Origin of the sequence: Enterobacter sp. BIGb0383, from assembly GCF_003751845.1 — a bacterium.
Classification (GTDB): Bacteria; Pseudomonadota; Gammaproteobacteria; order Enterobacterales; family Enterobacteriaceae; genus BIGb0383.
Genome location: NZ_RJKQ01000005.1, coordinates 300,505 through 320,640, shown reverse-complemented (window position 1 = coordinate 320,640; position 20,136 = coordinate 300,505). Strand labels below are relative to the sequence as shown.

Genomic DNA, 20,136 nt, shown 5'->3' with positions numbered 1-20,136 from the left:
AAATAAAAAGCCTTTCATTTTTTAACGTCTTGTTTTTCAGATAAAAAAGTCGCCTGTCATTTTCACACGAAAAAAGAAACGAAAATATGTCTACTCTCTAGAGTATCCAGGGAGAGTGGATCTCTGTTTCATTTTTTTTGAGTTATTGTTCTGAACGTTTTCCCGAAAGAGATAAAACTGCCCGGTCTTGTCGGGGGGAGGGGTCGGTTTGACGTTAATCTATTGAAATAAAACGTGATTCTAAACTTCATCCCAGGTCGCCACAAATCAATCTACGTCGATTTTTATCTGATGCCCGAGGTTTCCTGTTATCACTCCTATCGGATGACTACTGAGGATATTGCGATGCCATTCGTCAGCAAAATGAAAGAATACAATGAAATATCAGAACAAAGTCATGAAGAAGTAGATTCTTTGTTCCTGGAGGTTCTTGACGAAATATCCGAGGAAGACGACCCGCAACAGTCTCAGCCGTTATCAGGGGATAATTTTCATTTGCCTCCGGATAATAACGAGGGAAATTCTTCCTCACCATCAGATAAAGGAGATAACAACCGGTTTGGTGCATTTTTGCAGCAGGGTGTTGGGCTGATAAACATCATTGAGGGTGAGTTTCAGCAAAAGCGACCGGAATTCGAAGAGTACCTGCGTAAGGGATATAACATCAGGGGAGTAGACCGCAATGCGCTGAGTCGATTAGAGGCCATGCTGCATAGCACGTCTTCTGTCGATAACCATCCGGCCTGGCTGGGCATACTGATGGAGGCAAGGAGATATCTGCAAAACATAGCAAGGTTAGCGGATCCGTCGGAAACCTCGCCTGAAATACAGGAAGCTTTGGACCAGGCGAATGATATGACCGGTAACATTCGTGTTGCTCTGGAAGCACTTGACGCTGCTGGTATGGTCGGAGAAAAAGGATGGGCAGCAAAGGTTGATGAGGAGGTTAACAGGCATCTGCATGCGCTGGCGGGGGAGGCAATAACAAGACTCAATGCACATGGTGTGTTAACGGCCAGCAGCGATGATTACATCCGGACCAAAAACGAGCTTATGGGCCTGATGTCGAGTAAGGGGAATGAATTCAGGACGGAAAACGCCAAATTCAGCAAATTAAAACATTCGCTGCTGGCAGAAGATCGGGTCATGCGAATAAAAATGGCGACATATCTGGACAGCACGGCTGACCGACTGCTTGACGGTGCCAGAGATGCCAGAGAATATGCCCTGCGCTATCTTCATATTCGGGTATTCTCAGGAAATACCCCGCCGGACTCTTCGGGACCACAAAAGCGTGATGAGCCTGTTCATATCAGGATAGCCCGCCTCATTCTCCCCGTGACAGCGGCACTGATGGAGGTGGCAGCGACACTCCGGCAGCAGAGCGCGGACCTTCGTCCTGTGGACGAGGAAAGCCCTGAGGTCTATCAGGATCCCGTGGACGAGGCTATCGCCCTGATCAGACAGACTCCCAAAAAGCTGCGCACCCAACAACAGGGTCTCTATTTCGCTACCAGCAGTGTGGGGACGGCGCTCAAAGAAACCGTGTGGAAAGCGCGCCCCTTGCTGGGCTGGCAACCCGCCATCGGGTCTGATGGTGTCAAAAGCTCAGTCAAAGAAACGGGACTGCTGCTGCTGGACGAATTACACCAGATTGAGCGTCGGTTAAGGCTGTTACCCACAGCGGCCTGGGAGCTGCAGGAGTCGGTGGAGCAGCATCAGAGCCTGCTGGCGCAGACGGTTTATTTTAGCCCCCGGCATGTGCTCAATGCGGTACTCGATGAACAGTTAGATCAGGAAACGGTACGCTGGAAGGGGAAAATTCAGCGATCGGAGGATAAATTAACGGAGCTGATTGCGCCGGTAATCCTGTTTGCACAGGAAAAATGGGCCGATGATTTTTATTACGGGCTATCGGAGATACTAAGAGAGAAAAAATCGGACAAAGGAGAGTGGCAGGGAATTGACCAGTTTGATGGCGTCATGACAACAGCGATCAATAAAATTGCCATCATTGCACGTGATATTGAAGGTTCTGCGGTCCGCCTGGCCCGGCACGGGCATGCCGGCGGACAAGATCTGAGAAAGGAAGTGCAACGTTGGCTGCGCGAATTAAGTCTTCTTAAAGGCAGAGTCAGTGAGGGGGTAGCGAGGATCACCGGTGAATCCCTGAGTTATTACTCCCGCGCCGGCATGCTGGCACGCGGCGTCGCAGAATGGGCGGAGGATTTAAAACAGAGTTATCTGCGGGAGACAGAGCCTAAAAACCCGGAGGCTGCAGCCGCCGAATTTGAGCAGAGTCTGATGAGTGTGGTGAGAGATAACCCCCATTCTTTCCGCAAAAAGACAGATCCCGGGGCTGAGAGATTCCAGCAGCGGCTGAAACTGGAATTAAAACACGCGGCTCGGCATACGACGACCTGGCCCGCGACCCCGGAAGAGATTCTGGCGGGAACACGTACTTTACCGGACGATATAAAGCGCTGGGCACAGAAGAAAGTTGTCAGCGGTGCCATTTCTGCCGCCATAAGACAGGGGTTCAAAGTGGTCTCCAGCCCTGCTTCTCTACCGGGACGGCTTGTTCTTCGGAGTGCAAGAACTGGACTAGAGATGTTCCGGGGAATTAAAGCCATAGAGCGTGGTGTTAAATTTGGCCAGGGTCCGGCCACACGGATTAAAGCACAATTTATAGAAAATCAGCTTTCCAGAGGGGCATTCAGGCTGACCATGTCGCTTTCGCCTCTGGTAGGTCTGGGCGTATCTGCGGCAATCACGGTCGAGCGCTTATTCCGGGAAGATAAATACGCCAGGAAATTTGTTACCGAAACGCTAACCGATCTGCCGGAAGACATGCTCTGGCGGGGAGGTTATGCCGGGGTTAATCAGGTATTTAACGCGGTGTATGGGCTGGCCAAAGAAAAAGCAGCCACCGAACAAATGCACCAAATTCTGGAAGAATATAATCGTTCGAATACTGCCGCGGAAATAAAATTACATTCCTCAGTAAAATCCCCTATCACTTCTGCACGGGATAATGATGCGAAAGTGTCTGTTCTTGGTCACGGTAGTGAGGAATCCTCATCAAAGAGAAAAAAACGTTCTATTCAATCTTCGGCCAAACCTCTTCATGAACTTAGTGAGACTGAGAAAGAAAAGGCAGCGGCCGTGCAAATGAAGGCGTATCTGGATAAGTATAATAATTCGAATGCTGCTGAAGACATCGAATTAACTTCCGGAGTGAGCGCTCATGAGGAGCCTTTATCAGGCATAAATAAACGCTCTGCTCAATCCTCAGGCAGTCCCCTTTATGAGCTTGAGCTTAGTGATGCCGAAATAGAAGATATTGTGAAAAATACTCCGAAGGCGGTGAAATGGGAAAACTATTCAGAGGATGATGTCGATTTTGCCGTGCTAAAATGGTATATGGACGGTAAAGTTAAACAAGGCTGTCGACCTTATGCACCGCCTGAATTTTCCCCTGCTATGGAAGAGGGGGATGTTCTGGATATAAGTTATAACGATGAATATGGCAACCTCATTAGAGAGGAATATAACTGGGTTTATCTCAGTGGGCAATACTGGAATGTGCGAAATGTTGGGGGGCAGGAATTATCTATCCTTGTAGGCGATCAAGCTTTTTCGATCAATCCAGTTCCTGGGGGGGCAAAAAGATGGAAATTTGTCGGCAAGGAAAATATCAAGGCTGAGTATTTTTTATCAAGACTGGTTAAACATGATGGTGAAGTGTTTCGTGTATTAAGAGAAGATGCTAATAATATAATAAAACATCAAAATGTAGATTTCGACACATTTGCTCTGTATCTTGATGCTGCGATTAGTCGTCATATAACAAAAGCCAGTGATAATGGTGATGAAATTATCATGAGAGCTTTCCAGCGTGTTAATACTGAGGTTGAAAATAGTATTGTGGACCTGCGGCGTGATGACTCCGTAGTATCATTGACTCAAGAGAATAATTATCAACCTGCAGATGTTTTAGATCGAGAACAACAGAGCGGCCCTATCCTGGGAGCATCAAACTATCTATACGATATACCTGGTAATCTTAATCTTGATGATAACCAGGTTATTGATTACCTGTCGAAAATTAACAAGGCAGATGTACAGTACTACCGTGGTTTAGAAAAATGTATTGAGGATGTAAGTGTCGCGGAGGGGGTATATAGCATATCACTGCATCAATATTTTAAATTGAAGGGGGTATCAAAGGATAAATTTGATTCTGAAGATGACATTTTAAATGATTTAAAATTGAATTCAAATAACGAAGATCGAGACATCTCTGACGCGAGTAAAAAATGCATTGTGGATTTAAATTATATTAAATCCACAAGGGATAAGTTACGTGAATATATAGAAGGGAATAAAACTGATGCAGCACTGCGTTATGAGTTTTCGAACATCGCCGAAGATATTGACTCCAGGCCGCAAATTGCATCTACATATGATATTAAAATCCAGGATCTTCAAAGCAAAATAAAAATTGTAAAAGAAGAGCTTGATGCCAGTGGAGGAGGGTATAATGGTGATATGCAAGAACTTGCAAAACTTAAATTTAAGGCGATCCATTATCAATGGTTACGTAAAATAGCGAGTGATGAGGCTGCAAGTGAAGCTGAGGATGACCGTTATAGTAAACTAATTCCTGAGTATAAGTCACTAGCTTATTACAACGCAATGAAATATGTGCTTTTGAAAATTGAGAACGATAAAACGATTTCTCCCCTGGCGCGCATAAATGCTTATGAGGCAAGGATCGGGAAAGAACGTGTTACCAGTGTTGATATCTATGGTTATGAACTTCTTAATTGCTTCTTTATTCCGGATAGCTTCGGTGCTAAGACAGGGGTTCTGGTTGATCTGGATTCGCCCAAAGAATATAGCTATATTGAAGGTGAGAGTGATCTTAGTTCAGCACTTGAGGAACGCCTGCCTTCCACGTCCATCGACGGTCATAATATGTACACCAACGGGCCTCATGCGTTCCGGGACGTAAAATCTGGGGACTTCAAGTTTGAGGATTACTTTAATTATACCCCAAAGGCCCGGACGGATATTATCAGTCTGTCCGACCAGATTTCCAAAGCTTTTGATGATGATAAAGAGGCTGCAGAAAGTCGGTTAGACAGTAGTGCCTGGGTGGGCACAAAAAAAGTAGCACACTATGACGAGTGGGTTAAAAACAAAAATGTAATAAAGAAATCAATCTCCGGGCTTGACGTTAGCGACTCGGGTTTCCTTCGCACCAGAACATTATATTCAGGAGAGGGTAATGATATTCTCCCCTGGCACATAAAAATTATGCGAGGTATTGAACGTCCAGCTGAAACTATTTCAGTTGCAGTGCAAAAAAACAAAAGCATTGCCAACAGAGAGTCTCAGGAGCAAGCACAGATAAATATAAAAGCAGCGGCGAGAAAAGGGCAGTGGATTGACGCAACACTTTCCGCTGTCATAATATTTATCCCCGGTGGGGCTACCATAGGAATAGCACAGGCTTCTTCGGCAATATCTGCTGATATACTTGAAGGTAAGGATCCCGACACTTTCCAGGTGGCCAGTTTAGCTGTTAATTTGATTCCTGAAGCTAAAGTTGCTAAAGCCGTCGGGAAGTTCAGCAAGGCTGGGGCAAAAGTCGCCAAATACTCTATCATATTTGGTAAAAAATCCATGGATGCGGCTGGGCTTGGTATAAGCATAAAGACGGCTATAGAAACTGGGGATCCTCTCCATATTTATCAGGCTCTTCTCAACGCTGGTATAAGTAGTAAAGATGCCTGGTATACGGCAAGGCGCATTTTCTTAAATGTTAAAATGAGTTCGCCTCCACCTGTGGATAGTTTTTCGGTTAAGCCGCAGGAAAGTCGTCAGGCTACACCGCATGAAACTGCTGATCGAACCGTTCCGAGTCATCGCCCCGCAGGCGATGAAAGAAATATGCCATACAATGCAGATGTAAGTTCCGCAGATGTGAGGATACCCCCTGCAGAGAGAATTCATCCGTTCACTATTCGTGGAACAATAATTCTTGGCAGGAAGAAAAACGAAACGATAGAGATTTCCCGTGATAATGGAATGACCTGGAAGCAGGGGAATAATATCCATATGCTCGCGTATGTGCTACAAAACGCTGGCGGGAAATCTGCACTTCCTGATGCTGGAAGTCCTGCAATTGAGACATCATCGGCAGGAACCAGTACGAGTCCAGGATCCTCGAATGAGCAAGGTCTTAGCGATGCCCTGGAAAGGAGAGAGCAGCCAGATAACTATTTCCAGAATATCAAGAAGACTACTCCTGATGAAAGCGTAAGATCTTTTAAATACTTTAGCTCTTATATCAGGGGCAGGGTTCGTGATGGTGTTTTTGAGATGTCAAAAGATGGTGATAATAAATAGGTTAGGGGTTCCTGGATACATGAAACTCTATGGCGTTATAGATCTTTAGGGAAAGTAAGCGCAGCGGATCTCGATAAAAAAATTAACCTGGAGAGTAAAAGGCAAGGTGCTGGATCCTATTCTAATATCTGTTATGGCACTGCAATTAGAAATGCCGGTCAGGCTGAGGTTATTACACCTAAACAAACTGACTGGTTGTTAAATACAATTGCAAAGAAGGATAAGCGAGGGGAGGTTATGGGCTCCGAACATTATCGTGATGTATTTGGTTTGCAGAATAAAACGCCTTTAACAAAATTTGCGTCTGCCGCTATTACTGAATCCGGTTTTATACATGTAGGTGAACGGCGTAAAGACGGTAATGTAGTTTATGACCATATAGCATACGTACACGTTACCGATAAGGAAATATATCTTTATCAGGCCAATGGTGCTGATTTCTTAGACGCGATGAATGGAATTGATCGTAGCAAGGAATATAATAAAATTGGCAGGAATGTCTCTGGAAGTCATTATAAGCACCCTATGTCTGGAAAAGGGATGAGCCAATTTGATAGTTATTTTGAAAAACCTGATAAAGATGGGGTTCAGGCTTTTTTTGTATTTACCTCCGCCAGCGAAGTACAGGAAAAATATTATCAAAAATTGGCTTCAGAGGATGCGCAGAAGCCTGTAGCCTCTGAAGCCGGGCCATCATCTTTAAATCGTAATGGCGGTATCGAGCCGACACCACGTGAACCTGTACTTGTCGCTCAGGAGTATAAGCCGGCAACTGAGACTGAAACGGAACTCATCAGGAGTGTAACAACTGACCTGAAGTCAGGCATGGGTAATGATTACAATGCCTATATAACGCATCCAAAAGAAAATTGTGCAAATGCTGCTGTATCTATCAAAAAGATATTAAGTCAAAAGGGTTATGGCGATGCCAGAATAGTCGAGCTAGGCATTTGGCCTAACGGTGGGCCAGATACAATGCCGCTTAATCACTACGTGGTTATGGTCAAGAAAGATGGCTCAGAAATGGTTGTTGATTTGACGGCAGGTCAGTTTGCACAATATGAATTTACCGGACCTGTTATTGATACAAAAAGTAACTGGATTGCCCGATGGCAGGATGGGCTGAGAAATAAAACGAAGACGTTGGTTAAATTGGTTCCTGTTACCGGAGGAGTTAATACCTCACCCTTTAGCTCATATTCCGAATATACTAATTCCCACAAGGTCATTCCTGATGGTGAGCTGCTCAAGTCACCATCATGGTATCAAAATATAGGTGCGAAAGTCACTCCCAGCCAACCAGCCCCCTTATTCTACCCAATCGAAGATGCGAAGCCGGCAACCAGCGATCGTACAGGTAGCTCCGTAAGTGAGCCTGAAGTAACGAGAGATGCTTCCTCTTCTCAATCGGCAAACAATTATTACAAACCTTTCGGCCCTGACAGTTATATCGAGATGGGCCCCAATAATAGTATCGTAATTATCCGGGCTCATGGATACCCTGGAGACACAGGACATTATACCGCAAAGGCCGTTAGCGAAGTTATTCGTGACTATCTTAGCTCACGCGGAATCCCTATTGAGCAGGTCAGATATATAGACTTGCAATCCTGTTATGGCAAGACGATGGGGGCGTTGTCACAGGCGCAGGCAATAGCAAATAAACTGGGGGTGAAAGTTAAAGCATACTACGGTAAATTCACACCGTTACGTGGCTTAGACCCTGGCGAAAGTTCATTTTCCAAACCGCACAGAAATCCAGTCGCAGCGACAGCCTCAAATATGGGTAATGCCGCAGTTTATCACTTATCTGAAGCAACCCTTGCGGTCAGACGAAAACTGGGTATTGGGCGTTCTTCAGCAACTCAGAGTGAAAGACCCCCGGTTTATCCCCTGGCAAACGCATCTGATCTGGATGTACCGCCGAGTCAGAAAACAAAGGCAGGGTTGCTTATGGAGGGCATGCTTAAATTAGGCAGTATAGATGCCACTGACGGGAGGAATAAGTATGATGCGGATAGCGCTCGATTTGCACTTACAACTGTAGGAAAAAATTTATCAGATATCCTGGTATTAAAAAATGCAGATGATTCAGATCTCCAGATAATTACACAACAATATTTTGGCGATCAGGATTTAAGCCAGGACGATATGTCAAAAATAATTTTATTTATGAGCAAGGTAAAAATGTCATCAACCAGTGATCAGTTAGAAGGTCTTTTCTCAGGGAAGATCCCGGAAGACTGTCCAGATAATATATCCGCCATTTTAGAACGTGTTTCTCCAGCACAAATACTCTCGTTTTATTTGCATGTTTTCGGAGATAACGCCGTGGATAGTTAGCTCTTTAAACATGAGCGAACGCCCCAGAGATTCTATTTTTCTGGGGCGCAATGCATTTCACACGAATGCAAAAATGCTCTGCGTTTACAGAGGGATAAAGCTCTGGTGGGATCAGGTCACGGCGTGCGTAGTCGTCGAATAAATGTTTTCAAAATACTTATTTTTTGGTTTGCGCTTTGTCGGGATCACTTTCGTTAGTGCTCCACTCTGCCTGTTTAACGTTGATTTATTTATTCTCAGTATTGCTGATTCTGTATCTTTGACATTTTCAGGTGGAGATGAAATGGTCTTTGGGTAAGATAATGATATAAAATAGCGTGCTGTCACTAATCGTGCAGCCCATCTTCTCTATCTGGCCCAATCCCATCGAACATTGTCCCTTAGCCATATCACTCCCTCTGCACGCTCTTTTTATACTGGTCGTATCGTTAATCACATCGCCAGGATAACCATGAAACTGACTCAAATTCGTAATGCCACGCTGCTGCTGGAGTATGCCGGAACCACCTTTCTTATCGACCCGATGCTGGCGGAGAAAGAGGCCTGGGAAGGCTTTGCCGGCACGGCGCGTTCCCATCTGCGCAATCCGATGGTCGCGCTTCCGGTGCAGGTTGAGACGCTGCTTGCAGCCGATATTGTTATTGTGACCCACACCCATATGGATCACTGGGATGACGCCGCCCAGAAATGCATTCCGTCGAATAAGCTGATTTACACCCAGCACCAGGCGGATGCAGAGCTGATCCGCTCTCAGGGGTTCACGAATGTGCGCGTCCTGCAGGATGAAAACGTCTTTACCGACGGGCTGACTATTTACAAGATCGAGGGCCAGCACGGTAGCAACGACGCTTATGCGGTGCCTCCTGTGGCCGAAAGACTGGGGGATGCCTGCGGGCTGGTCTTTACCCATCATGATGAGCAAACGCTCTATATTGCGGGCGATACGGTGTGGGTTAAACCCTATCTTAAGGCGCTACAGCGTTTTGCGCCGGATGTGGTGGTACTGAATATCGGTGATGCGCATATCGATGAGTTTGGCCCGATTATTATGGGCGCACAGGATACGCTGCGTACGCTTCAGGTGTTGCCTGCGGCGACGCTGGTCGCGTCACATATGGAAGCAATCAACCACTGTCTGCTTAGCCGTCGTGAGCTGCGCGAGTTCACGCAGCAGCAGGGGATTGCAGACAGGGTAGCGATCCCGGAAGATGGTGAAAGCCTGACCTTCTGAATCTGAGGAACCCGATGCCAGCACTTTCCGTTGCGGTCGTCGCCACGCCCGGCGTAAGCCCTTTCCATTTCTCCGTTCCCCTGATGCTGTTTGGGCAGGCGGTGACGGAGCCTGGTTTGTTTGAGGTGATGGTCTGCGCCGAAACCCCCGGCGTGGTGCGTTCCTCTATGGGCTTCTCTATTGAGGTTGAGCACGGGCTGGAGCCGCTGCGCAGCGCCGATATCATTGTGATCCCTTACTGGCATCATCCGGATGAAAAGCCCGGCCAGCCATTGCTTGATGCGATTTGTGACGCCTGGGCACGCGGTGCGGAGGTGGTCGGGCTGTGTCTCGGTGCCTATGTGCTGGCCTATGCGGGATTGCTGGATAACCGGCGTGCGGCCACGCACTGGGAGTTTGAGCAGGATTTTCGGGCGCGTTTTCCTCAGGTTCATCTGGACAGTAATTCTCTCTATACCAGCGATGAGCGGCTGATTACCTCTGCCGGAACCGCCGCCGGTATCGACTGCTGTCTGAATATTGTGCGTCAGCACTACGGCAGCAGCGTGGCGAACCATGCCGCGCGCAGGATGGTGGTTCCTCCCTATCGGGAAGGCGGTCAGGCGCAGTTTATTGAGCATCCCGTACCGACCAACACCAGGGATGAGGCGATCAACACGCTGCTCGACTACCTTCGCCGCAATCTCGAAAAAAACTACGATCTGGACGCACTGGCCCGCGTTGCCAGTATGAGCCGCCGCACCTTTACCCGACACTTCCTGAAAGCAACGGGCGTGACCGTCGGGGAGTGGCTCAACGCCCAGCGGCTTCAGCGCAGTCAGGAACTGCTGGAAACCACCAGCGCCAGTATTGAAAGCGTCGCAGAGATGGCCGGTTTCCAGTCGCCGGTTTCATTTCGTCAGAGCTTTAAGGCGCGTTTTAACGTTAGTCCCAGCGAGTGGCGACGGGCATTTCGTGGCCCCGAATCCCTTCATCAGGGCGTTTGCCCGGAGAAACGATGATCCCTGGTGTCAGCGACTGCCGTCGGGCACTCGGGAAAGAGTCCTGGCTATCGCTTCGCCTATCTCCGCGCAGACGGTCAGGCCCTGAACAAAGGGCCGGTTATGCATCAGCCAGGGCAGAGCGCCCAGGGCGATACGACCTCGTACGCTGGCAGGCTCCAGCAAAAAATAGTTGTCATCAACAGGCGGTACGTCCTTGCCGTCTGCCATCAGCTGCTGGCGCAGGGTCGGGAACGGCAGGTCTTTGGTCTTCATTGCCTTCTGTCCACGAGCATCAATAAACACATCGAATTGATGTACTCGCTGCTGGACGGTGATAAGCGTGCGCTGCGCCGCAACCTCCATTTTATAATCCGGTCCGAGCGCCAGAATACAGGCAATACCTGCCTCACGAAGCGCCAGCAGCCTGCGGATCGACTGCGGTGGTATCGCCGCGTAGTTATCAATAAAGACGCGGGCAAGACCTGCATTGAAGCGCTTTCTGTCACGGGCGTTCAGATGCTCAACGGCAGGTTCAATGGCTTCGTGCAGGCGTAGCACCGTGTAGCGCCACGGCACCGTCAGCCTGTCACGCTTATTATGTTCCACTTCCGCGAGGTTGGCCTGTGCCCAGCGAAAAGGGTCGCGCGCTTTGCGGTCAGCAAACCAGGCCTCGCTGAAGCTGTCGGCATTAAGCCTCTGAAGAGCAATACGCTCGCTCCATTGCGGGTCTGCCTGTTCAAGTTCCTGCACCATCAGCTGAAAAACCCTGTCCAGTAGTCCCTCGCTTCCGGCGGCAATCGCTTTATTCAGGGTGCTTTCGGTAACGACCAGCAGCGGTTCCCAGGGAATAGGGCAGTAGAAGTCCGCTTCCGGCAGAATGCCCGAGCGGGACATCAGGGCAATCTTCAGCGCCTTACTGCCTTTATCAGGACCGTACTGGACGCTGTTATCATCCTGTTCAGTAAAAGTACCGTGCTGTATCGCCACGGCCATTGCCGCGTCGATCCCGCTCAGGGAAGTGCCCATAATGCCGACGTTGCAGGGCGGGATACTGGCCTCCATCAGCCCTGACCAGGGGCTGGGGAAAAAGGAACGCGTGGACGGGTCTTCCTCGGGCCAGACATGTCCGGTGGCGATCACGGCCGTATCGTACTGCTCTGGCGCATTCTGTCCCTCCGTCCACAGCAGCACCCCGTCCGGCAGCGCCTGCAGATCGGTCACCCGACAGGATTCATGAACCTCTACCACAAAACCGCACGCTTTCGCCTGCGCAAGTAGCGCCAGAAACCGATCCCGGAAATACTCTCCGAGCAGCATCCGCGGCAGAAACTGCCGCTCGTGCAGGGAGTCCTTATGCACGTGATAGCGCGCCAGATGGGCCTCGCTCTGGTTGCGAAGCCAGTCAATATAGGAGATGAAAATGGGGGGGATCTCAATGCTGGCAATATTAGCCAGCATCATTTTTGAATTCTCTTCATCGCTGTAGGGCATCCCGACGCCCGCTTTATCCGCCTGCTCGTAAAGGGAGAGTGCAAGCGGTATGCCATTTTTAAGCAGTGAGAAGAGGGTATAAACACCCGTCGGCCCGGCACCGATAATCGCGATTTTTTTCACTAAGCTGCACCCATTCTTATCTTTATTGATAAAAACAAGTGTGGTCGAAAACGCGTATTGGGCCAGTGGTGCTGGGGGAAAAGGCGGAACGAGGGGCCCAGGACAGGAGAGGGAAGGGTAGTGTGGCAGACAATCCGTTACGTTCTACAACCCGCGCAGACGCAGCCTGTCCGGTAATCGGCTTTGATGGAGTATGCCAACAATGGTAATTCCATGAGACGCGGGCAGATAGTAAATCGTATGGCTGACATAGATAAAATGCCATAGCCCTTTGATATCAATCCCTTCGGTGTTACTGGTGCCCATTTTACTGTTTTCCGACAGGCGCTGCATACAGACCTGCAACCCAGCCAGGTAATCACGTGTTACCAGTACGCCAAATTGCTTTAGTGAATACTTTTTTATTTCGCGAAGATCCTCTCGCGCATCATCGGTTAACTGGTATCGGGGCATCAGAGATCCTTCATCAGCTCATCAAAAACTTTATCACCGTCGTGTACATGACCCGCTTCTGCCTGGGCAATAGAATGCGCAAGGCGATCGCGCAGTTGCTGAAGCTTTAGCTCCTCGTAGGCCTGGTAGTCTTCGATCGACATTACTACCACAGAGGGCTTACCGTTTTTTGTAATGCTTATTGGTTCACGCTGCGCTTTTGCGAGCAGTTCGCCAAACTGGGTTTTTGCCTGGTTCGCAGTAAAACTGAACATGCTTACCTCCTCAAATGGCACTAATCGTTCGATTCGTTCGTATTTTAATCGCTTTTTGTCTCCTTCGCTACCTTTTCCTCCCCAAAAAAACTGCCGGGGATCACGCCCCCAGCAGATACTTCAGCACCAGTATGCCCACCATCCCGGCAATCACCGTGACAAACAGGCTGCGGGTCACGATCCCACACACTGTTGCCAGCGCGGCGGCCATCAGTGACATGCTGAGTCCGGACGGCGAGAGCAGCGGCTTATGGACAAGTTCGCTGGTGATAATCGCCGCCATAATGGCGGAGGGGATAAAGCCCAGCCAGTTCTGCACCACCGGTGCCATTCTGAAGCGGGAGAGCAGGATCAGCGGCACGGTGCGCATCAGGGCGGTGATACCTGCGGATAACAGAATAGTGATAAGCAGGCTGGTGCTCATTTGCTCTCTCCTTTAGCGGTGAACCTCAGCGCCAGCGTGGCGAGGGTTGCGGCGAGGGTGGCGGCCAGGATCACGACCAGGCTGGCCTCGAGGTGCTCAACGGTCACCAGCGTAACGACCACGGCGACGGCGATGGTCAGGCTCTCCAGGGTTTTACGGCGGCTGGCGAACCAGGTCATCAGCAGCAGGCCGATAAACATAGAGACCAGGCTAAAGCTCAGGCCGTCAATCAGCGACGCGGGCAGGGCGGTCGCCAGCCAGGCGCCGACCACGCAGGCGAGGATCCAGTTAAGCCAGGCGACCACGTTGAGCCCCAGCATCCAGGCGAAGGGGATCGATCCGTTGCGGCTACCGTACTGGGCCGCCACGCCAAAGGTTTCGTCGGTCAGCAGCAGGCCGCTAATCAGCTTTTGCATCGTGGTCGAATCACGGAACCAGAGGCTTAAAGAAGAACTCATCAGCAGATAGCGCATATTGACCAGCAGGACGCTCAGCACCACCGACAGCATCTCCGCGCCTGCGGCCCACAGGGAGTAAAACAGGAACTGCGCCGAACCGGTGTACAGCAGACCGGCCAGCAGGGCGGTTTCAAGGACGGAGAACCCCGCCAGCGTGCCGATAGCCCCGGCGGCAAAGCCGATGCTCCAGTAGCCCGGCACGGTGGGCAGGCAGGCGATAACCCCACTGCGAAATGCGCTGGCACCGTGCTCTGCGGGTGCTTCTTCGATATTGAGTGACATTTTGTGTTCCAGTAGACTCGATAACATAGCGTTAGTGTATAAGAATGGTCCGGCGGAGATAGCATAATCCTGCTGTTTGCGTTCCGATAACCGACCGGTGTGGATGATGAACAACAAGCGTGATGATATTAAACTGTGGCGGGACAACGGTCTGTCGGGCGGGATGGAGATCCTGCGCGCCTCCTGTTTCGAGCACAGCTATCCGGCGCACTTTCACAATGAATTTGTGATTGCCGCCTTTGCCCGTGGGGCGCAGCGCCATCGCGTCTGTCGCCATGCGGGCGTCGCGGCTGCCGGGACGGTGATGATTATTCACCCCGGCGAAGTGCATACCGGCGAGGCGCTGCAGCGGGATAAAGGCTGGGACTACAGCGCCTTTTATCCGTCTGAATCGCTGGTGGAAGAGGCGGCGGCGTCGGTGCTGGGCGGAAGGGGCAGCGTGAACTTCGGGCGCGATGTGATGCGCCACGACCCTAAGGTAGCCCGTGGCCTGCTGCAGGCTTCGCTGCTAATGACCCAAAGCCAGGATCCGCTGGAAAAAGAGTGCGCGCTCTTTCAGATGCTCGGAATGGTTATCGGCCACTACGGGCAGCGTACCCACAGAGGGGCTGCCACGCGCGCCCTGCGTGCGGATATGCGCAGGGCGACCGACTTTTTACAGACGGCGTATCACCAGCCGGTCACGGTGGGAGAAGTGGCAAGCATCGTCGGGCTGAGCGAGTTCCACTTTATGCGGACTTTCCAGGCCAGTACCGGGCTGTCTGTGCACCGCTATCTTACCCAGATCCGCCTCGCCAGAGCGAAAACGCTGCTGGCCCAGGGCGTCAGCGCGGCCCAGACGGCGCTGGACGTCGGCTTTTTTGACCAGAGCCACTTTACCCGCCACTTCCGCACCCACTTCGGTATTACGCCCGGGGCATTCGGGGCTGCCTGTCGCTAAACCGTTCGTATCATAAAAAAACGCCAGCCCGGACCCGGGACTGGCGTTTTTTGGGTTTATTCACGCTTAACGGAACGGCGCGTTCAGCGGTACTTCGGCATCCGGCTGTTTAGTGATGCGGTTGCGCAGATCGCGGCGGATCAGCTCAATCGCCCAGAACCAGAAGACGTGACCGAGGATCTCAGAGATATACTCGTGCGCCGGCAGCTCGCTCAGCGGTGGCGTCAGGTGCAGCAGCGGGAAGCTGATACCGTGGACGAACAGCGTCGCCAGCAGACCGGCCATCGCGCCCTGCCACAGCTTCACTTTCGGGAAGACTTCTGCCACGACGCAGTAGCCGATCGCGAACACCAGGGAGAAGATGATATGGGTGATCATCACCGGGTTGATAATGTGCTCAGAGAAGGTATAGACGGTGCTGGTGGGGTCGATACCCAGGTAGTCACGCAGGAACAGGTACGGCGGGTTGAATTCGTTACGTCCGCCGGTGAAGGTACGCGGCGGCAGCGGAACCTCTGCACCCCATTTCACAAACGCCGACATAATCCCGCCGATGATCCCGACAAAGAACGCGACGCCATAGCGGCGGCGGCTCGGATCGGTGGTCTGGAATAAATCCTTTAGATTCATGGTGCTGGTTACCTTCCTTTACATAAGATTACATAAAGAGTAAGGCGTTCAGCGGCGGATTCAATCTGTTTTGTGATGTGAAACGCACTTCCATGACTTTAAGCAATTCCTTTTGAACTACGTCGTTCAGGATCTACCTGGAAATAGTGGATTGTAAAAAGGGGAGTATAATGCTCCGTCCGAAACGTTTCGGATCAAAACAATGTTTCATATTTTAGGCGGCGGAAAAGAGCATCGCGCGGGCGTTATAGACGAGGCTGAAAAGCGCTACGGCGAGCAAAAAAAGTGCGGAAAACGTCTCCATTTTTGCCATCCAGCGCGGGGATAACCAGCGTGTTACCGCAAAGATATAGAGTGAAAGCACGGTCAAATCTAGCAGGATCCAGACCAGGGTCAGCAGCGTCAGGCTGGTGCCGATCCCCGGCGTAACGGCAATAAACTGCGGAAAGAACGAGACGAAAAACAGAATATCTTTCGGGTTGGCGACGCCGGTCAGATAGCCTGCAATAAGCCCTGAGTGTGCTGTTGGCTCCTTTTCAGATAGGGTCTGCTGCTGGCGACGAGGCAGCAGACTGCCGAGGGCAATGACGCCAATATAGATCGCCCCCAGGATCCCCAGACCGGCCAGCCAGTGTGGGTTTAGCGCCACGATACCGGTCAACATCAGCGCGGCACCGGCAATCAGGGTCAGCGATGCCAGATTGGTGCCGATCATCGTGCGTACGGCGCTGCCATAGCCGTCGCGTGCGGCGGCGCGGGTGACCAGCGCAATCACCGGTCCGGGCGTGAGCAGCAGGGTCAGGATCGACAGGATATAGGCGGCCAGCAGCGGCTTATTCATGATAATTACTCACTCTTTGATAGCGAAGAGTTCGTATTGTCATGCTTAGTAAAAGGATTGAAAAACGGATAATAGTGCGATTAACTGTGAGTAAAACTCACTCTTATCCCGGTGAAATATGTCCCTTCCTCCTCTCTACGCCCTGCGCGCCTTTGAATCCGCCGCGCGGCTGGGGTCATTCAGCCTGGCCGCCGCAGAGCTGCACGTTACACCCGGCGCCGTCAGCCGACATATCAGCACTCTGGAATCCTGGTTTGACTGCCAGCTGTTTATTCGCCACGGTCCAAAGGTAGAGGTCACCGGAGCCGGGCGGCTGCTGGCGAACGAGCTGGCCGTGGGGTTTCAGTCAATTGAGCGGGCCTGTCAGGCCTTTCGCCATCGCGCCGGCAGGCTGCGGTTGAAAGCGCCCTCAACCCTGACCATGCGCTGGCTGCTTAATGTGCTGCAGGCGTTTCATCAACGGCAGGCCCGGTCGGTGGTCGATATGACCAGCGTCTGGATGGACATGGACAGCGTCGATTTTGCCCGCGAGCCGTATGATTGCGCGGTCCTGCTCGGTAACGGGCAGTTTGGACCGGATACCGACAGCGCCCTGCTGTTCAGGGAGTGGCTGATCCCGGTGTGTGCGCCCGCGATGGCCGGGCAGGCGGCAGGCGATCTCTCCCGCTGCGAACTGATCCACCCGTCTGCCGACCGGCGCGACTGGCGGCGCTGGCTGAAAAAAACGACCGCCTGTCCTGGGCTGCAGATAACCGGAGGGAAGGTATTCGAGACGCTGGAGCAGGGCAATATGGCAGCCATCAGCGGCCACGGCGTCTCGGTCGGGGATCTGCTCCTCAGCCTCGATGCCGTGCGCGACGGCCTGCTGGCACTGCCGTTTTCGCAGGCGGTTGCCACCGGCGACGGCTACTACCTGATCTGGCCGAAACAGGCGGTACAGCAGGCCACGGTCCGCCAGTTGCTCGACTTTATGCTGCAGCATCTCCCCGGCGACATACCGGAGGGGATCCAGCTACTGGAGTGAAACCCGTTTGTTGGGTAGCCAGCGCCGCGCCAGCAGGCTTAAGCCGCAGCACAGCAGATAATAGACCGCGCCGGTAAAGACAAAGATCGCTACCGGGTAGATCTGCACCCGGCTGTTAACCTGGCCTGCGACCGTGGTCAGCTCCGGCACGTTAACGATAAAGGCCAGCGAAGTATCTTTCAGCAGGCCGATAAAAATGCCCACCAGCGAGGGCAGAACGTTGGGCAGCGCCTGGGGCAGCAGGATCAGCCGAAGGGTTTTCCCGCTGCTGAAGCCCTGGGTCAGCGCCGCTTCACGCTGGCCTGAGGGCAGGGCATATAGCCCGGCCAGGACCGAATGCATCACCGAGGCGGCGGTAAACCAGGCCAGTGCCAGGGTCACCGTCATGGCACCGGGCAGATCGCTTCCGGTGAGCATCGGCAGCAGATACCAGAGCCAGAAAATCACAAAGATCAGCGGGATACCGCGAATGATCTCCGCCCACAGAAACAGCACCCGGCGCACCAGCCCGCCGAAACGCCAGGCCAGACAGGCCAGCAGGATCCCGCCCGGCAGGGCCAGCGCGGCGGCGCCGATCGCCATCAGCAGGGTCAGCACCACGCCGCCGGGCTGGCCTTCCGGCAGCCGTCCCCACAGCAGATAGTCAAGGTTATCGCTAATCACATTCAGGTTGGCGATCATGTTCTTCGTACCTCAGGCCGGGAGCCGGTAAACGGTGTCAGCCGGGTCAGCAGTACGCCAAAAATCACACCGGTCAATAAATAGAGCAGGGTTCCCACGGCAAAGGCTTCCAGCGCGTGGGCGTTATAGCTCTCGACCTGTCGCACCTGATAGGTCAGCTCGGCAAAGCCAATCCCGCTGGCTAAGGATGAGAGCTTCATCAGGTTCAGATACTGGCCGACAATCGGCTGCCAGGCGTTTGCCAGCCCCTGAGGCAGCAGAATATGGCGAAACAGCCCCAGGGTTGAAAAGCCCTGAGTGAGGGCCGCTTCGCGCTGGCCGTCGGGAATGGCACGCAGGCCGGAGGCGATCTCCTCAATCAGGAAGGCGGAGGTAAACACCCCCAGTCCCCACATGGCGCAGAGAAACTCCGGCGTCAGCCACCAGACGTTGCCCGGCAGAATCGACCAGCCGTGCTCGTCGTTAACAAAATCCTTTACCGTCAGCGGCAGAAGGTTCCAGGCCGCGAAGTACCAGAACAGGAGCTGAACCAGCAGGGGCGTATTGCGGAACAGTGACACCCAGCAGGCGACCAGCGCCCGTCCGGGGCGTCCGCCCGCCAGCCTGAGCCCCAGCAGCATAATGGCCAGTAAGGTTGCCAGCACGATCCCGGCGACGCTGACCCACAGGGTGGTCAGAAAGCCGGAGATCAACCATTGCAGAGGCGGTCCGCTGAACACGCCCTGCCAGTCGAGAACAGGGTTCACCCGGCGGACTCCTGATGCAGCGGGTCGAGCACTTTTTGCAGAAAGCGACGGGTGCGGGGATGCTGTGGCCGGGCGAAGAACTCGGCGGCGGGTGCGGCTTCGAGAATATCCCCGCCGTCAATAAACACCACCCGATCGGCAATCTCCCGGGCAAACTGCATTTCATGGGTGACGACGATCATGGTGATCCCGCTGTGTGCCAGCGCCTTCATGACCGCCAGCACTTCGCCGATCATCTCCGGATCCAGGGCTGAGGTTGGCTCATCGAACAGAATAATCTCCGGCGAGGAGGCGAGGGCGCGCGCGATAGCCACTCGCTGCTGCTGGCCGCCCGAGAGCTGCGACGGCATGTGTTCTGCCTTGTCTGCCAGGCCAACCTGCGTCAGCAGAGCCAGCGCCCGTTCACGGGCGGCGGCTTTCTGCCAGCCGTGAACGAACTCCAGCGCCGTGGCGACGTTGTCCCGGGCGTTAAGGTGTGCGTAGAGATTAAACTGCTGGAAGACAAAGCCCACGTGGCTGCGCAGCTGATATAGCTGCCTGCCCTGCAGCCGTCGGGTGGGCTTACCGTCGATCAGAATCTCACCGGCGCTGAGGGTTTCCAGCTGGCTTATCAGGCGGATCAGCGTCGATTTTCCCGAGCCGGATGGGCCGAGGATCGCCACCACCTCGCCGGGCTGAATGGTCAGGTTGATACCGTTAAGCACCCGGCGATCGCCATACGTTTTCACCACGTCGCGAAATTCAACGCTGGCGCTGTCCAGACGTGAAAAATCCGCGGCACCGGCCGCGGAACGTGTTAATAGGGAAAACCGCAT

16 protein-coding genes are annotated in these 20,136 nt (G+C 52.4%); 6 read left to right on the top strand and 10 right to left on the bottom strand.

Going from position 1 to position 20,136, the window contains the following annotated elements; all coding sequences use genetic code 11:
* Positions 1-345: 345 nt before the first annotated feature.
* The 4 genes from EDF81_RS21485 to EDF81_RS21470 all read left to right on the top strand — a co-directional run bounded on the left by EDF81_RS21485 (position 346) and on the right by EDF81_RS21470 (position 10,992).
* Positions 346-6,417 (top strand): hypothetical protein, encoded by a 6,072-nt coding sequence (locus tag EDF81_RS21485; protein WP_123350197.1) that lies wholly within the window; start codon positions 346-348, stop codon positions 6,415-6,417.
* A 237-nt stretch (positions 6,418-6,654) separates the two neighbouring features.
* A complete protein-coding gene (locus EDF81_RS21480) occupies positions 6,655-8,760 on the top strand; it encodes a hypothetical protein (protein WP_123350196.1) in 2,106 nt (701 codons plus the stop codon).
* A gap of 451 nt (positions 8,761-9,211) precedes the next feature.
* Complete coding sequence (locus EDF81_RS21475) at positions 9,212-9,991, top strand: MBL fold metallo-hydrolase (protein WP_123350195.1); 780 nt, start codon at positions 9,212-9,214, stop codon at positions 9,989-9,991.
* A gap of 14 nt (positions 9,992-10,005) precedes the next feature.
* Positions 10,006-10,992 carry a GlxA family transcriptional regulator gene (locus EDF81_RS21470; RefSeq protein ID WP_123350194.1) on the top strand — a complete coding sequence of 329 codons (987 nt, stop codon included), beginning with the start codon at positions 10,006-10,008 and terminating at the stop codon, positions 10,990-10,992.
* A 9-nt stretch (positions 10,993-11,001) separates the two neighbouring features.
* On the opposite strand, the gene EDF81_RS21465 is transcribed toward EDF81_RS21470, so the two are convergent.
* The 5 genes from EDF81_RS21465 to EDF81_RS21445 all read right to left on the bottom strand — a co-directional run bounded on the left by EDF81_RS21465 (position 11,002) and on the right by EDF81_RS21445 (position 14,459).
* The gene (locus EDF81_RS21465; protein ID WP_123350193.1) at positions 11,002-12,588 is read right to left on the bottom strand and encodes an FAD-NAD(P)-binding protein; all 1,587 of its coding nucleotides are present in this window, start codon (positions 12,586-12,588) and stop codon (positions 11,002-11,004) included.
* A 144-nt stretch (positions 12,589-12,732) separates the two neighbouring features.
* Positions 12,733-13,041, bottom strand: coding sequence for a type II toxin-antitoxin system RelE/ParE family toxin (locus EDF81_RS21460; RefSeq protein ID WP_123350192.1), 309 nt, complete (start codon positions 13,039-13,041; stop codon positions 12,733-12,735).
* Complete coding sequence (locus EDF81_RS21455) at positions 13,041-13,295, bottom strand: type II toxin-antitoxin system Phd/YefM family antitoxin (protein WP_123350191.1); 255 nt, start codon at positions 13,293-13,295, stop codon at positions 13,041-13,043. The genes EDF81_RS21460 and EDF81_RS21455 overlap by 1 nt, the downstream gene beginning before the upstream one ends.
* A 100-nt stretch (positions 13,296-13,395) precedes the next feature.
* A complete protein-coding gene (locus EDF81_RS21450; RefSeq protein ID WP_123350190.1) occupies positions 13,396-13,719 on the bottom strand; it encodes an AzlD domain-containing protein in 324 nt (107 codons plus the stop codon).
* Positions 13,716-14,459, bottom strand: coding sequence for an AzlC family ABC transporter permease (locus tag EDF81_RS21445; RefSeq protein WP_123350189.1), 744 nt, complete (start codon positions 14,457-14,459; stop codon positions 13,716-13,718). The genes EDF81_RS21450 and EDF81_RS21445 overlap by 4 nt, the downstream gene beginning before the upstream one ends.
* A gap of 103 nt (positions 14,460-14,562) precedes the next feature.
* Here EDF81_RS21445 and EDF81_RS21440 point away from each other — a divergent pair, with 103 nt between their 5' ends.
* The gene (locus EDF81_RS21440; protein WP_260232752.1) at positions 14,563-15,399 is read left to right on the top strand and encodes an AraC family transcriptional regulator; all 837 of its coding nucleotides are present in this window, start codon (positions 14,563-14,565) and stop codon (positions 15,397-15,399) included.
* A gap of 66 nt (positions 15,400-15,465) precedes the next feature.
* Here the strand turns inward: EDF81_RS21440 and EDF81_RS21435 are convergent, their stop codons facing one another.
* Together EDF81_RS21435 and EDF81_RS21430 are read right to left on the bottom strand one after the other, a co-directional pair.
* The gene (locus EDF81_RS21435) at positions 15,466-16,029 is read right to left on the bottom strand and encodes a DUF1440 domain-containing protein (RefSeq protein WP_123350187.1); all 564 of its coding nucleotides are present in this window, start codon (positions 16,027-16,029) and stop codon (positions 15,466-15,468) included.
* A gap of 214 nt (positions 16,030-16,243) precedes the next feature.
* Entirely contained in the window at positions 16,244-16,870 is a 627-nt protein-coding gene (locus EDF81_RS21430; protein WP_123350186.1) for a LysE family translocator, read from the bottom strand.
* A gap of 118 nt (positions 16,871-16,988) precedes the next feature.
* Here EDF81_RS21430 and EDF81_RS21425 point away from each other — a divergent pair, with 118 nt between their 5' ends.
* Positions 16,989-17,894, top strand: a complete 906-nt coding sequence (locus tag EDF81_RS21425) for a LysR substrate-binding domain-containing protein (protein ID WP_123350185.1) — start codon at positions 16,989-16,991, stop codon at positions 17,892-17,894.
* On the opposite strand, the gene EDF81_RS21420 is transcribed toward EDF81_RS21425, so the two are convergent.
* Genes EDF81_RS21420 through EDF81_RS21410 form a run of 3 tightly spaced genes read right to left on the bottom strand, consistent with a single transcriptional unit; the run spans position 17,883 to position 20,136 of the window.
* Positions 17,883-18,575, bottom strand: coding sequence for an amino acid ABC transporter permease (locus EDF81_RS21420; RefSeq protein WP_123350184.1), 693 nt, complete (start codon positions 18,573-18,575; stop codon positions 17,883-17,885). The two genes, EDF81_RS21425 and EDF81_RS21420, sit on opposite strands and share 12 nt — an antisense overlap.
* A complete protein-coding gene (locus EDF81_RS21415; protein WP_123350183.1) occupies positions 18,572-19,321 on the bottom strand; it encodes an amino acid ABC transporter permease in 750 nt (249 codons plus the stop codon). The genes EDF81_RS21420 and EDF81_RS21415 overlap by 4 nt, the downstream gene beginning before the upstream one ends.
* Complete coding sequence (locus tag EDF81_RS21410) at positions 19,318-20,136, bottom strand: amino acid ABC transporter ATP-binding protein (protein WP_123350182.1); 819 nt, start codon at positions 20,134-20,136, stop codon at positions 19,318-19,320. Before EDF81_RS21410 ends, EDF81_RS21415 begins: the two co-directional genes overlap by 4 nt.

What these genes read in the sequence shown, in the direction of transcription:
- EDF81_RS21485 (WP_123350197.1), top strand. Translation starts at nt 346, where the DNA reads ATGCCATTCGTCAGCAAAATGAAAGAATACAATGAAATATCAGAACAA.
- EDF81_RS21480 (WP_123350196.1), top strand. Translation starts at nt 6,655, where the DNA reads ATGGGCTCCGAACATTATCGTGATGTATTTGGTTTGCAGAATAAAACG.
- EDF81_RS21475 (WP_123350195.1), top strand. Translation starts at nt 9,212, where the DNA reads ATGAAACTGACTCAAATTCGTAATGCCACGCTGCTGCTGGAGTATGCC.
- EDF81_RS21470 (WP_123350194.1), top strand. Translation starts at nt 10,006, where the DNA reads ATGCCAGCACTTTCCGTTGCGGTCGTCGCCACGCCCGGCGTAAGCCCT.
- EDF81_RS21460 (WP_123350192.1), bottom strand. Translation starts at nt 13,041, where the DNA reads ATGCCCCGATACCAGTTAACCGATGATGCGCGAGAGGATCTTCGCGAA.
- EDF81_RS21455 (WP_123350191.1), bottom strand. Translation starts at nt 13,295, where the DNA reads ATGTTCAGTTTTACTGCGAACCAGGCAAAAACCCAGTTTGGCGAACTG.
- EDF81_RS21450 (WP_123350190.1), bottom strand. Translation starts at nt 13,719, where the DNA reads ATGAGCACCAGCCTGCTTATCACTATTCTGTTATCCGCAGGTATCACC.
- EDF81_RS21445 (WP_123350189.1), bottom strand. Translation starts at nt 14,459, where the DNA reads ATGTCACTCAATATCGAAGAAGCACCCGCAGAGCACGGTGCCAGCGCA.
- EDF81_RS21440 (WP_260232752.1), top strand. Translation starts at nt 14,563, where the DNA reads ATGATGAACAACAAGCGTGATGATATTAAACTGTGGCGGGACAACGGT.
- EDF81_RS21435 (WP_123350187.1), bottom strand. Translation starts at nt 16,029, where the DNA reads ATGAATCTAAAGGATTTATTCCAGACCACCGATCCGAGCCGCCGCCGC.
- EDF81_RS21430 (WP_123350186.1), bottom strand. Translation starts at nt 16,870, where the DNA reads ATGAATAAGCCGCTGCTGGCCGCCTATATCCTGTCGATCCTGACCCTG.
- EDF81_RS21425 (WP_123350185.1), top strand. Translation starts at nt 16,989, where the DNA reads ATGTCCCTTCCTCCTCTCTACGCCCTGCGCGCCTTTGAATCCGCCGCG.
- EDF81_RS21420 (WP_123350184.1), bottom strand. Translation starts at nt 18,575, where the DNA reads ATGATCGCCAACCTGAATGTGATTAGCGATAACCTTGACTATCTGCTG.
- EDF81_RS21410 (WP_123350182.1), bottom strand. Translation starts at nt 20,136, where the DNA reads ATGCGGTTTTCCCTATTAACACGTTCCGCGGCCGGTGCCGCGGATTTT.